Source organism: Phenylobacterium sp. (genome assembly GCF_035539035.1).
Classification (GTDB): Bacteria; Pseudomonadota; Alphaproteobacteria; order Caulobacterales; family Caulobacteraceae; genus Phenylobacterium.
The window spans coordinates 18037-30405 of sequence record NZ_DATLJI010000013.1; the positions used below are offsets into that span (position 1 = coordinate 18037).

Sequence of the window (12369 nt, forward strand, 5' to 3'; positions counted from 1 at the left end):
ATGCTCGAACTGAAGACCGTCCAGACCCACCACGTCCCCGTCCGCTACATCGAAGGCGGCGCGGGGCCGGAGCTCGTCTTCCTGCACGGCGCGGGCGGGGTGACCCCGGAAGACCCGCTGCTGAACACCCTGGCGCGCGACCACCGCGTGATCGCCCCGCTGGTCCCCGGCTACGGGGACAGCGAGGAGGCGCCGGCTATCCGCGACATGCTGGACTTCACCCTGCACACCTGGGACGTGCTGGACGCGCTGGGCGTCCGCGACCCGATCCTGGTGGGCCATTCCATGGGCGGGATGATCGCCGCCGAGATGGCGGCGGTGCAGCCGCACGACGTCTCGCGCCTGGCGCTGATCGCGCCTGCCGGCCTGTGGGACGACGACCATCCGATCGCCGACCTGTTCGCCACCCTGCCCTACGAGATGCCGGCCCTGCTGTTCCACGACGCGGCGGCGGGGGCGGCCCTGCTGACGGCCGGGCGCAACGTCGAGGATCCCGGCTTCCTGCAGCAGTACCTGGTGACCAACGCCCGCCAGCTCGGCATGGCCGGGCGGATCCTGTTCCCGATCCCCGAGCGGGGGCTGAAGGACCGGCTCTACCGCATCCGAGCGAGGACGGTGATCGTGTGGGGCGACAGCGACCGCCTTATCCCGCCGGTCTATGCGCACGCCTTCAAGAAAGGCATCGCCGGGGCGGAGCTGGTCTCCATCCCCGAGGCCGGCCACATGGTGGTGCTGGAGCAGACGGAAGCCGTCGCGGCGGCGATCGCCCGCCTGGGCTGACGGCGCCTAGACCACCAGGGTGATGGCGTTGCCGAAGTTGTGCAGCAGGACGGGCAGCAGCACGCTGCGGGTCCGCAGGGCCAGCCACACCGCGATGAACGAGGGTCCTGCGGTGAGCAGCATGGTCAGCGGATCGAACTGGAAGCCGCTCTTCGAGTAGCCGAAGGCGTGCGCCAGGCCGAACAGGGCGCAGGAGACCACCGCGCCCCAGCTCCAGTCCACGCCCAGGATCCGCCTGCGCGCCGGAAAGGCGCGGAACAGCGCCAGCAGCAGGACTCCGCGGTAGAACGGCTCCTCCTCCAGTCCGGGCAGTGAGAGCTGGAAGGCGACGGTCTCGGCCGAGGCCGGTTCGGTCGGGAACGCCAGGGCGAGCCCCAGGAAGACCGCGACGTAGGCGACCGAGACGAGCAGGACCGGCCTCCAGCCGTCCTCGGCCTGGGGCAAGGCCGAGCCCGAGGCGCGCCAGCCGAAGGCCGGCAGGGAGGCCACGGCCAGCGTGCCGGCCAGCGCCAGCAGCTTGCCCTGCCAGTTCCAGTCCGCCCCGGGCAGGAGGTCGGGGAGCAGGCCGTAGGCGCGGGTGAGCAGCAGGTCGTTGAGCAGGACCAGCCCCGCGGCGACGCTGAGCCAGCGGACGGACACGCCGCCGCGCTCCACGAGCGCGACCAGTCCGCCCGCGGCGAGCAGGATCGCCAGGACGCCCGAGATGCCGATGATGCCGTTCAAGGTCTCGCCTCCGCCGTTGCAGGGGGTAGGCATAGGGCGGTGCTGGCGGGCGGGCCCCTCAGAAGCCGGCCGAAGGCGCCTCAGAACATGGCCGTCGCGCGACCGGGCGATGTTTCGAGCTCGGCGAGCGCGGCGTCCCGGAAGGCGCTGGGCGTGCGGCCCTCGACCTCGCGGAACACGCGGTTGAACGAGGGCAGCGAGGCGAAGCCGCTGTCGAGGGCGATGGCGATCAGCTTCTCGCCCCGTCGCGCGGGGTCGGCCAGCCGCCGGCGCGCCTCGGCGACCCGGTAGCTGTTCAGGAAGGTGCGGAAGTGATCGTAGCCCAGCTTCCGGTTGATCAGCCGCCGCACGACCTTCTCGGGCGCGCCCATGGCCTCCACGAAGTCCGCGAAGGTGAGTTCCGGGTCCAGGTAGACTCGGTCCGCCTCCATCAGCCGCCGGAGGCGGGCGAGGACCGGATCGGCCTGGACGTCCGTATCCACTGAGCTTGGGACACTTCTGGCGCGCGCCGCCGGTTCGCGTCGGGGCGCCAGGTTGATGAGCCAGACGGTGAAGGCCAGCAGGGCGCCGTTCTGCGCCATCGAGAACGCCTGCGGCTGCCAGTCGATGCCGAGCAAGAGGTCGACCGCGATGTCGGCCGCCAGTTGCCCGCCGAGCGCGACCACGACGGGCCGGCGCACGCTCCGGCGGCCGTCGACGAGATCGCCCTCGCGATCCCGAAGCAGGCGCCAGGCGAGGTGTCCCACCATGAGGAGGCCCAGGGCGAGCAGGACCCAGGAAAGCCCCACCTGCGCCAGCCGCTCGCCGAACAGGCCGCGGTCTGCCGAGGCGACGGCGATCCACGCCGTCCCGATCGCCAGCACCGGCCCGCGTGGCCGGAAGCTGGCGTCGAAAACCGCCAGACAGAACCACCACAGGAAGACCGCCGCATACCCGGCCAGGATCACGGCCAGGGACCCCAGCGGCCCGCCGAGCTGCAGGCGTGGGTCCGGCGTGTTGCCCGCCAGGAAGCCGCTGAGGCAGACGGCGAGCGGGATGAAGAGGGCGCGTGCGCGTCCCAGTCGGCTGCGCGAGGTCGCGGCCGCCAGGAGCAGGAGGGTCGCCCCGGCGACCCTGATGATCACGTCCAGCTGGTCCGGCGGCATGGGCGCATCTACCGATGGCCAAGCGTCCCGCACAAGCCGGCCGCGCCGGTCGGCCGCGGATGCTGCAGGCCGCGGCGAGAGTTCCCATATGGGCGTGCCATGCCGCATTCGTCGTCTTCGCAACCCGATCTCTTCGGGACGCCCGAGCCCGGGCTTCCGGACGGCTTCGCCTACCGGCCCGACTTCCTGTCACCGCAGGAGGAGCAGGTCATCGCGGCCGAGCTCGCGACGCTGCCGTTCGAGCCTTTCCAGTTCCGCGGCTACGAGGCGCGCCGGCGGGTGGTGTCGTTCGGCTACCGCTACGACTTCAACTCCGCGCGGCTGGAGGCGGCCGAGCCGATCCCGGAGTGGCTCGAGCCGGCGCGCGAGCGGGCGGAGGCCTTCGCCGGCGTCGCGTCGGGCGGCCTGCAGCAGCTGCTGATCAACGAGTACCTGCCCGGCGCGCCGATCGGCTGGCACCGCGACCGTCCGCAGTTCGAGAAGGTGGTGGGGATATCTGTGCTCGCGCCCTGCGTCTTCCGCCTGCGGCGGCGCGTGGGCTCAGGCTTCGAGCGCCGGTCGCTCACGCTGGCGCCGCGGTCGGCCTATCTGATCTCAGCCGAGGCGCGCGAGCAGTGGGAGCACTCGATCCCGCCGGTGACCGAGCACCGCTACTCCATCACCTTCCGGAGCTTCCGAACCGGAAAGGCGCCCTAGGAGGGCTTCACCTGGCCGGTCTCGCGGCGGGCGCGCTCCAGCTCCTCGCCCTCGGGCCCGTCGAGCGCGTCCTCGGCCTCCTGGGCCTTCTGCTCGACCTTGCCGCTCTTGGCGAACTCGTGCTGTTCCTGCTGGTAGCGGCGGCCGGCGTCGTAGTTGCCTTCGCCCTGGATCTGGTTCTTGTCGCCCATGGTGGAGCTCCTTCGCGTCCGCCAAGGAAACCCCGCCCGGGGAACGCGGTTCCGCCGCTGCCCGCGGCGCATAGGGTCGCTCTATTCGCCTCATAGATTAAAGCGATTTGCCCTATCTGGCGGCAGGTCCATAGTCGAGGGAGCGACCCTGCGACCGGAGCGTCAGTCAGCCGGCGCGGGCGCCAAGGGAGAACCACAATGAGCCTCGCGAGCAGCAAGACCATCGAGAACCTGAAGGCCGCCTTCGCCGGCGAGAGCCAGGCGAACCGCCGGTACCTCTACTTCGCCCAGAAGGCCGACGTGGAGGGCTACAACGACGTGGCCGCCGTGTTCCGCTCCACCGCCGAGGGCGAGACCGGCCACGCACACGGCCACCTGGAGTTCATGGAGGACGTGGGCGACCCGGCCACCGGCCTGCCGATCGGCGGCACCGCCGACAACCTCAAGGCCGCCATCGCCGGCGAGACGCACGAGTACACGGACATGTACCCGGGCATGGCCCGCACGGCGCGCGAGGAAGGCTTCGACGAGATCGCCGACTGGTTCGAGACCCTGGCCAAGGCCGAGAAGTCCCACGCCGGCCGCTTCCAGCGGGCCCTCGAGGCCCTGGACTAGCCAGCGCCCGACCAGGACGGCCGCCCCGCCCCGGCATCTCCGGCCCGGGGGCGGTCGTCCGCCTGAACAGGAGGGCGGCGCGTGAGCGACGACATCAAGCCGGCCGTTGCGGCCGAGGCCGCGCGCGAGGGCAGCCTGGACGCGCCCCTGCGCCACCCGATCGCCTGGCGCGACGACGACTACTACGACCTGGAGAAGGTGCACGCCGAGCTGCAGCGGCAGTTCGACGTCTGTCACACCTGCCGGCGCTGCTTCAACCTGTGCGACAGCTTCCCCAGGCTGTTCGAGGCGATCGACGAGAGCGCCACCGGCGAGATCGACTCCATCGGCAAGGCGGAGCACGACCACGTCGAGGAGGCCTGCACGCTCTGCGACATGTGCTTCCTGACCAAGTGCCCCTATGTCCCGCCGCATCCGTTCGACCTGGACATCCCGCACCTGATCCTGCGCTACCGGGCGGCCAAGGCGCGGCACGGCCACCGCGAGTTCGTGCGCGAACAGCTCGGCCGGACCGACCGCAACGGCAAGCTCGCCAAGCCGGTGGCGCCGATCGCCAACTGGGCGACGGCGCGGAAGAACACCCCGCTGCGCAAGCTGCTGGAGGCCATCGCCCGCATCGACGCCGAGGTCGAGCTGCCGAAGTACCATTCGCGGACCGCGGGCGACCGGCTGCGGAAGGATCCCATGCGGCCCGATCCGGCAGGGCCGGCGTTCGGCCAGCGGAAGGTGGCGCTCTACGCCACCTGCTTCGTCGACTACAACCAGCCCGACACGGCGGTCGCGGCGGCCCGGGTGCTGGCCCTGCAGGGCTGCCAGGTGCAGTTCGTCTATCCGGAATGCTGCGGCATGCCCCAGCTCGAGGCGGGCAACCTCGCCGACGTGGCCGGCCGGGCCGAGCGGGTGGCGGCCCACTTCGCGCCGCTGATCGACGACGGCTGGGACGTGGTGGCGCTCACCGCCTCCTGCGGCCTGATGATGAAGTTCGAGTGGCCGCTGCTGCTCCCCGAGAACCCGCTGGTGGGCAAGCTCGCCCACGCCGCCCACGACGTCAGCGAGTACATGGTCGAGCTGGCGCGGACCTATGGGCTGGCCCAGGGGCTGCAGCCGGTGCCGGGCGGGGTCACCGTCCACCACGCCTGCCATGCCCGGGCGCAGAACATGGGCGCGAAGTCCGCCGAGATGCTGCGGCTGATCCCCGACACCACCGTCAACCTGGTGGAGCGGTGCTCCGGCCACGGCGGCACCTTCGGGGTGATGAAGGAGACGCATCAGGTCGCCCGCAAGGTGGGCCGCCCCGCCGCCCGCCAGATCGCCGCCAAGGGGGCCGAGACCCTCTGCTCGGACTGCCCGCTGGCCTGCAAGCACCTGGGGCAGCTGCTCTCGGCCGAGACCGGGGCGGACGCGTCCGCCCCGCCGCGGCAGGCCCATCCGATCGAGATCTTCGCCCGCGCCTACGGAGCCGTCTGACCATGCCCGCCGAGACCCGCCGGGTGACCCCCGAGGACCTGCTGCCCGACCAGGAATACGCCCGCGTGCGCCGCGAGCGCCGCCAGGCCCTGCTGCCGATCAAGCGGCTGCGGCGGGTGGAGCTGGGGCCGGTCTGCACGGTCTATTTCGAGTGCTACGAGACCATGCTCTTCCAGATCCAGGAGATGCTGCTCACCGAGAAGGGCGGCGCCGAGCAGGTGCCGGACGAACTGGCCGCCTACAATCCGCTGATCCCGCAGGGCCAGGAGCTGGTGGCAACGGTGATGTTCGAGATCGACGATCCCGTCCGCCGCGAGCAGACGCTGGCCCGCCTGGGCGGGGTCGAGGACCGCTTCTTCCTGCAGATCGGCGGCGAGCGGGTGGCCGGCGCGCCGGAGGGCGACGTGGAGCGGACCCGGGAAGACGGCAAGACCTCCTCGGTGCACTTCCTGCGCTTCCCGCTGAAGCCCGAGCACATCGCCGTGTTCCGCGATCCCGCGACCACGATCATGATCGGCTGCGATCACGAACGCTACAGCCACCTGGCGGGCCTGACCCCGGCCACCCGCGCCGAGCTCGCCCGGGATTTCGCCTGAGGTTGCGCAGCGGCTGAACAGCGTTCACCTTGCCCGCAAAACGGGGAGGAACAACGCATGATCCGGCACGCGCTCTTTGCGGCCACGGCCCTCATGGCGGCCACGGCGGTCCAGGCCAAGACCCTGACGGTGACGCCCGGCGGCGACGCCCAGGAGAAGGTCCAGACCGCGCTGCTGGACGCCAAGCCCGGGGACGTGGTGGAGATCGCCGCCGGCCGCTACGAGCTCTCCGACGGGCTCTCGCTGGACGTGGACAACGTCACGGTGAAGGGGGCGGGGCCGGATGCCACGGTGCTCTCCTTCAAGGACCAGAAGGGCGCGGGCGAGGGCCTGCTGATCACCTCCGATCGCGTCACCGTCCGCGACCTCGGGGTCGAGGACACCCGCGGCGACGGGCTGAAGGCCAAGGGCTCGGACCGCATCAGCTTCGTGAACGTCCGCGTGGAATGGACCGGTGGGCCCAAGGAGACGAACGGCGCCTACGGCGTCTATCCGGTCTCCTCGACCAATGTGCTGATCGACAAGGCGGTGGTGAAGGGCGCGTCCGACGCCGGGATCTACGTCGGCCAGTCGAAGAACATCGTGGTCAAGAACAGCCGCGCCGAGTTCAACGTGGCGGGCATCGAGATCGAGAACTCCTACAACGCCGACGTCTTCGACAATGTGGCCACCCGCAACACCGGCGGCATCTTGGTGTTCGACCTGCCGAACCTGCCGCAGATGGGCGGCCATTCGCACCGCATCTACCGCAACCGCATCGTCCAGAACGACACGCCGAACTTCGCGCCCAAGGGCAACATCGTGGCCAGCGTGCCGGTGGGCACTGGCGTCATGGTCATGGCCAACAAGAACGTCCACGTCTTCGACAACGAGATCGACGGCAACCAGTCGGCGGCGGTGATGCTGGTCAGCTACACCCAGAAGTTCGACGACAAGACCTACAACCCCCTGCCTCGGGACGTGGTGGTGCGCGGCAACCGGATGGGCAAGAACGGCTACGACCCGAAGTTCGCCGGGGCCGAGATCCTGGCCAAGGCGGTCGGCGGGACCATCCCGCCGGTGCTGTGGGACGGCGTGACCGCCCATGCGCAGAACAGCGACGCGGTGCGCGTGCGGATCGAGGACGGGCCGGTGTTGAACCTCCGGCTCAAGGGACCGGGCCAGCTGATGAGCGCCGACCCGACGGTGACGCCCACCGCGGGTGACGCTGCGATCGCCGAGCCGAAGGCGGTGGTGCTGCCGGCGGAGCAGGCCGGGCTTTGAGGCGTCTTCTCGCGAGCCTGGCGGCGCTGCTCAGCCTGGGCGCCGCGCCCGCGCCGGGCGGGGTGAAGATGGACGTCCTGCTGGCCGAGACGCCGGCGCCGACGCTGGACGCCTACGGCCTCTTCGTGGACTCCGGCGGCCGGACGCCGAGCCCGCGGGTGATCCCCTATGCGCTGAACACGCCGCTGTTCAGCGACTACGCCGAGAAGGCCCGCTACGTCTTCGTGCCCGAAGGCAAGGCGGCCCGGTACGCCGCCGAGGGCGCGCTGGCCTTTCCCGTGGGCACGGCGCTGGTGAAGACCTTCGCCTATCCGGCCGATCTGCGCCGGCCGACCGAGGACGTGCGCTTCATCGAGACCCGGCTGCTGATCCGCAAGGCCGACGGCTGGGCGGCCTACGCCTATGTCTGGAACGCCGAGCAGACCCAGGCCGTGCTGAAGCGGGCCGGCGCGCGGCTGCCGGTCAGCGTGGTGGATGCGGCCGGCAGGCGGCGCGACATCGACTACGCCGTGCCGAACCAGAACCAGTGCAAGGAATGCCACCAGGTCCGCGAGGCGATCGCCCCGATCGGGCCCCGCGCGCGCAACCTGAACGGCGACTTCTCCTACGCCGATGGCCGCGAGAACCAGCTGGCGCGCTGGACGCGCCTGGGCATCCTGGCGGGCGCGCCGGAGCCGAAGGCGGTTCCGCGGACGGCGGTCTGGGACGACTCTGCCGAGCCCTTGGCGGCGCGGGCTCGCGCCTACCTGGACGCCAACTGCGCTCACTGCCACAACCCGGCGGGGATCGCGTCGAACTCCGGCCTCTTCCTGCAGCTGGAGGAGACCCGGGCGGCCAACCTCGGGGTCGGCAAGCGGCCGGTGGCGGCGGGCCGGGGCTCCGGCGACCTGGAGGTCTCCATCGAGCCCGGCCACCCGGAGCGCTCGATCCTGGTGCACCGCATGGCCTCGTCGGAGCCGGGGGTGATGATGCCTGAGCTCGGCCGCAGCCTCGTCCACGACGAGGGCGTGGCGCTCATCCGCGACTATGTAACCAGCCTGAAGCCCTGAGCGGCCTCAGCGACCCGCCTGGGCCAGGGCGGAGCCGCCGCCCTGGAGCTGGGCGAGCAGGGGCGCGTCGCGGCCGTAGATGTCCTCGCGCAGCGCCAGGCCGCCGCCGCTCGGCATGGCGGTGAAGTAGGTGATGTAGACCGGTACGGGCTTCTCCAGCTCCACCTGCTGCTCGATCTCCGCGCTGGCCGCCTTTTCGAGCGCCGTGTCGCCGAGGAGCTGGGTGGCCAGGGCCACGGCGTCCTCCAGACGAACGCAGCCGGAGCTGACGTAGCGGGCCTCTTCGCCGAACACCGCCTTGTTGGGCGTGTCGTGCAGGTAGATGCCGAGCGGGTTCGGCAGCATCAGCTTGACCTTGCCCATCATGTTGCGCGGGCCTGGGCGCTGGCGCACCCGCACCTCGAGGTCGCCCCGGTGGATGGCCTGCCAGTCGAGCGTCGTGGGATCGAGCTCGGGGGCGTCGTCCTCGTAGCCCGCGAACACCGCCATGCCCTCCGTCTCCAGGTAGCCGAGGCCCTGGTCGAGCACGTTCTGGGCGACCGTGGTGCGGACCAGGTCGGCGGGGACGTTCCAGTAGGGGTTGAAGATGGCGTGGCGGATCAGGCCGGTCATCAGCGGCGTCGGCTGGCTGGGCTTGCCCACGGCCACCCGCATGGCGGTGCGCAGCTCGCCGTCCTCGTACAGCCAGAGCTGGCGCGCGGCCGTGTCCACCAGGATGAAGCGGTCGCCGAACTCCGCCGGCAGGGGGCGGGCGCGCTCCAGGTTGGCGAGGATCAGCCCCTCCTCCGCGGGGTCGGCGTCGCCGGCGGCGGCCCGGGCCCGGTGGGCGGCGAGGGCGCGGCGGAAGCCGTCATAGATCGGGTTCATGCGGGTGAGCGCGGTGAGATCGGGCGCTTCGCCCTTCGCCGCCTGGTCGAGCAAGGCGCGGGCGCTCAGCGGCGGCGGTGCGACCTGCGGATCGACGAAGGCGGGCCGGGCGTCGCCGCGGCCCTGGCGCAGGTCGATGACATAGGCGGCGAGGGCGCGGGACAGCAGGAGCTCGGCCTCGGCCAGACGGGCCGGTTCGCCGCCCGCGGCGGCGTCGAGGGCGGCGGCCAGCTCGTCCGGGCGGTAGCGCTCGGGATCCAGGCCGTCGGCAGCGGCGTCGCGGACGCGCTCCAGCAGGGCCCGCGCCTCAGGCTTGAGGCCGCCGTCGATCCAGATCGGGGCATGGCCGCGCGCGGCGTAGAAGGCGGCGAGGTCGCCCTCGTCGGCGGCGGGCGCCACCAGGCGGTAGCGCACCTCGGCGCGCAGCACGGTGTCGGCGACCGCCGAGCCCGAATAGGGATCCGGCAGCTGGGCAAGCGCAACCGCAGGCGCGGCAGCGGCGGCCAGGCCGAGCGAGGTCAGTATCGTGGCGGCGAGAAGCGCGCCCGGTCGGCGACCGGACGCGCTGGTCGAGGGGGCTATGGTCAGCCCCGCTCGCCGGTGCTCGGAGCCGGAGCCGGGGCCGGCGCGGGGGCCGGTTCGGGCATCGGCGCCGGAGCGGGCTCGGCGGCGGCCGGAGCGGTGTCCGCGACCGGAGCAGCCGTGCCGGTGTCGGCGGCCATCTCGTCGTTGTTGCTGGCGCAGGCGCTCAGGAGCCCCGCAGCCGCGACCGCGCAAACGATGAAGCGCATGTTCTTCTCCTCATGTCGTGAAGCGACGCCGTGTAATTTTTCACGGCCCGGCTTGGTTCCGCCGTTCTGCGAAATGAGGCGAAGGTCTCGTAGAGGTGATCGGCCTACTGAGCGTGCGTGGGCGCCTCCGCCCCGGCTGCGGCCTGCGCCTTCAGCCGTGCCCGCCACAGCAGATAGGCCCGCAGGTCCTCCGCCTGCGCCTCGCCGAAGTGGCGGCGGAAGCCGGCCATGCCGTTCGCCTTGAGCGCTCCGTCGAGCACGATCGCCCGGAAGCCCTCCGACTCCAGGATCGCGGGCGAGCGAGCGAGGTTCGGCAGATAGGGACCGGCCTTGTGGCAGGCGGAGCAGTACTGGTCGTAGACCACCGCGCCGCGGTCCGCGTCGCCGGCCGAGGGCGTGGCGAGCGACAAGTCCAGCACCGCCGGAACGACGTCCTGCGGATAGGCCGGGGGCTTCGCCGCGCCGCCCAGCCGGAAGACCAGGAGCCGGCCCTTGCGCCGCGCCTGGTCGCCGCCGCCCGCCCCGCCGGCGCCGACCATCAGCGCCAGGTGCTGTTCGCCGTCGGCGTCGTAGGTCATGGCCGGTGCGATCACATTGGCGCCGGTGTCATGAGCCCAGAGCGCCTGGCCGGTGGCCGCGTCATAGGCGGTGAAACGCGACCCCACGGCGTGGAAGACGAGCCCGCCATCGGTGGCGAGCACGCCGCTGGTCCAGGACCGGTCGAAGGGGACCTTCCACCGCGCCCGCCGGGCCACCGGGTCCCAGGCGATCAGCTCGCCGCGCGCGGCGGCGCGGGCGCCTGGGCGCACCAGCTTCGCCTTGGGCCCGTCGGGATAGCGCCGCATGCCGGTGTTCCAGAGGCCGGGCGAGAAGCGGAAGTCCTGCGGGTCGGCGTAGTTTCCCCGGCCGAGCTGGGCGGGGATGTAGACGAGGCCGGTCCTGGGCGAGAACGCCATGGGCTGCCAGTTGTGGCCGCCGAGCGCGCCCGACATCTGGCTGCTGACGGCCCCGTTCTCGTAGCGGGCGAAAGGCGCCTCCACGGGGCGTCCAGTCGCGAGGTCCACCCGCTCGGCCCAGTCCACGGGCACGTACTTGTCGGCCGAAAGCAGCTTACCCGTGGCGGCGTCGAGCACATAGAAGAAGCCGTTCTTCGGCGCCTGCATGACCACCCGACGCGGGCTCCCGCCCACGGGCAGGTCGGCCAGCATGATGTGCTGGGTGGCGGTGTAGTCCCAGCTGTCGCCCGGCGTGGTCTGGTAGTGCCAGACGTATTCGCCGGTCTCGGGCTTCAGGGCGACGATGGAGGACAGGAAGAGGTTGTCGCCCTTCCCGCCCGAACGGAGCTTGTGGTTCCAGGGATTGCCGTTGCCGACGCCCACGAAGACCAGGCCGGTCTTCGGGTCGTAGGTGATGGCGTCCCAGACCGTGCCGCCGCCGCCGCTCTGCTTCCAGGCGCCGTCGCTCCAGGTGGCGGCGGCCTTCGCCTGCAGCACCTTGTCGGAGGCGGCCCCGTCGGCGCGGCCGGCGGGATGGGGCGTGGTGTAGAAGCGCCAGGCGAGCTTGCCGCTGGCCGCGTCATAGGCCGAGACGTAGCCGCGCACGCCGTACTCGGCGCCGCCGTTGCCGATCAGCACCTTGCCCCTCACGACCCGCGGCGCGCCGGTGATGGTGTAGGGCCGGGAGGTGTCGGTGGTCTGGACGGTCCAGGCGGGCTTTCCCGTCTTCGCGTCCAGCGCGACGAGGCGCCCGTCGAGGGTCCCGACGTAGAGCCGGCCTTTCCAGAGGGCCGCGCCGCGGTTGACCACGTCGCAGCAGGCGTTGAAGCCGGCCTCGCCGGGCACCTTGGGGTCGTAGCTCCACAGCCGGGCGCCGGTTCTGGCGTCGAAGGCGTGGACCTTGGACCAGGCGGTGGTGGTGTAGAGCACGCCGTCGTGGACGAGCGGGGTGGCCTCCTGGCCGCGATCGGTGTCGAACTCGGCCCACCAGGCGACGCCGAGCCGCCCGACGCTCGCCCGGTCGATCTGCTTCAGGGGCGAGAAGCGCTGCTCGTCGTAGGTGCGGCCGTAGGTCAGCCACTCGCCCGGATCGGCCTTCTCGATCGCCGCGCCGTCGACGCCCTTGCCGCACGCCGCCAGCGCCAGCCCGACGCACAGCGCCGCGGCCAGCCGCACCACCCGTTCCATACG

At 71.7% G+C, this 12369-nt stretch carries 13 protein-coding genes; 7 read left to right on the plus strand and 6 right to left on the minus strand.

Annotated elements, in window-relative coordinates:
• Nucleotides 1-780 carry an alpha/beta fold hydrolase gene (locus VM685_RS08325; protein WP_325459676.1) on the plus strand — a complete coding sequence of 260 codons (780 nt, stop codon included), beginning with the start codon at nucleotides 1-3 and terminating at the stop codon, nucleotides 778-780.
• Between the two features lie 6 nt (nucleotides 781-786).
• On the opposite strand, the gene VM685_RS08330 is transcribed toward VM685_RS08325, so the two are convergent.
• Nucleotides 787-1503: a CPBP family intramembrane glutamic endopeptidase, BDIM_20840 family gene (locus VM685_RS08330; protein WP_325459677.1), complete on the minus strand. Its 717-nt coding sequence runs from the start codon at nucleotides 1501-1503 to the stop codon at nucleotides 787-789.
• Between the two features lie 80 nt (nucleotides 1504-1583).
• On the minus strand, nucleotides 1584-2648 hold the full coding sequence (locus VM685_RS08335) for a helix-turn-helix domain-containing protein (protein WP_325459678.1): 1065 nt from the start codon (nucleotides 2646-2648) through the stop codon (nucleotides 1584-1586).
• Nucleotides 2649-2747: 99 nt separating this feature from the next.
• Here VM685_RS08335 and VM685_RS08340 point away from each other — a divergent pair, with 99 nt between their 5' ends.
• Nucleotides 2748-3344, plus strand: a complete 597-nt coding sequence (locus VM685_RS08340; protein ID WP_325459679.1) for an alpha-ketoglutarate-dependent dioxygenase AlkB — start codon at nucleotides 2748-2750, stop codon at nucleotides 3342-3344.
• On the opposite strand, the gene VM685_RS08345 is transcribed toward VM685_RS08340, so the two are convergent.
• Nucleotides 3341-3535 (minus strand): hypothetical protein, encoded by a 195-nt coding sequence (locus VM685_RS08345; protein ID WP_325459680.1) that lies wholly within the window; start codon nucleotides 3533-3535, stop codon nucleotides 3341-3343. The genes VM685_RS08340 and VM685_RS08345 overlap by 4 nt on opposite strands.
• Before the next feature lie 198 nt (nucleotides 3536-3733).
• Here VM685_RS08345 and VM685_RS08350 point away from each other — a divergent pair, with 198 nt between their 5' ends.
• The 5 genes from VM685_RS08350 to VM685_RS08370 all read left to right on the plus strand — a co-directional run bounded on the left by VM685_RS08350 (nucleotide 3734) and on the right by VM685_RS08370 (nucleotide 8525).
• Nucleotides 3734-4150, plus strand: coding sequence for a rubrerythrin family protein (locus VM685_RS08350; protein ID WP_325459681.1), 417 nt, complete (start codon nucleotides 3734-3736; stop codon nucleotides 4148-4150).
• An 81-nt stretch (nucleotides 4151-4231) separates the two neighbouring features.
• Nucleotides 4232-5617: a heterodisulfide reductase-related iron-sulfur binding cluster gene (locus VM685_RS08355; protein WP_325459682.1), complete on the plus strand. Its 1386-nt coding sequence runs from the start codon at nucleotides 4232-4234 to the stop codon at nucleotides 5615-5617.
• 2 nt (nucleotides 5618-5619) lie between these two features.
• Nucleotides 5620-6213: a DUF3501 family protein gene (locus VM685_RS08360; RefSeq protein ID WP_325459683.1), complete on the plus strand. Its 594-nt coding sequence runs from the start codon at nucleotides 5620-5622 to the stop codon at nucleotides 6211-6213.
• A 57-nt stretch (nucleotides 6214-6270) separates the two neighbouring features.
• The gene (locus VM685_RS08365; protein ID WP_325459684.1) at nucleotides 6271-7476 is read left to right on the plus strand and encodes a parallel beta-helix domain-containing protein; all 1206 of its coding nucleotides are present in this window, start codon (nucleotides 6271-6273) and stop codon (nucleotides 7474-7476) included.
• Nucleotides 7473-8525 carry an SO2930 family diheme c-type cytochrome gene (locus VM685_RS08370; RefSeq protein WP_325459685.1) on the plus strand — a complete coding sequence of 351 codons (1053 nt, stop codon included), beginning with the start codon at nucleotides 7473-7475 and terminating at the stop codon, nucleotides 8523-8525. Before VM685_RS08365 ends, VM685_RS08370 begins: the two co-directional genes overlap by 4 nt.
• Nucleotides 8526-8531: 6 nt before the next feature.
• Here the strand turns inward: VM685_RS08370 and VM685_RS08375 are convergent, their stop codons facing one another.
• The 3 genes from VM685_RS08375 to VM685_RS08385 form a co-directional block, all read right to left on the minus strand.
• Nucleotides 8532-9821, minus strand: coding sequence for a L,D-transpeptidase family protein (locus VM685_RS08375; protein ID WP_325459686.1), 1290 nt, complete (start codon nucleotides 9819-9821; stop codon nucleotides 8532-8534).
• Nucleotides 9822-9976: 155 nt separating this feature from the next.
• Nucleotides 9977-10183, minus strand: a complete 207-nt coding sequence (locus tag VM685_RS08380; protein WP_325459687.1) for a hypothetical protein — start codon at nucleotides 10181-10183, stop codon at nucleotides 9977-9979.
• Between the two features lie 104 nt (nucleotides 10184-10287).
• Complete coding sequence (locus VM685_RS08385) at nucleotides 10288-12366, minus strand: PQQ-dependent dehydrogenase, methanol/ethanol family (RefSeq protein WP_325459688.1); 2079 nt, start codon at nucleotides 12364-12366, stop codon at nucleotides 10288-10290.
• Between the last annotated feature and the right edge of the window lie 3 nt (nucleotides 12367-12369).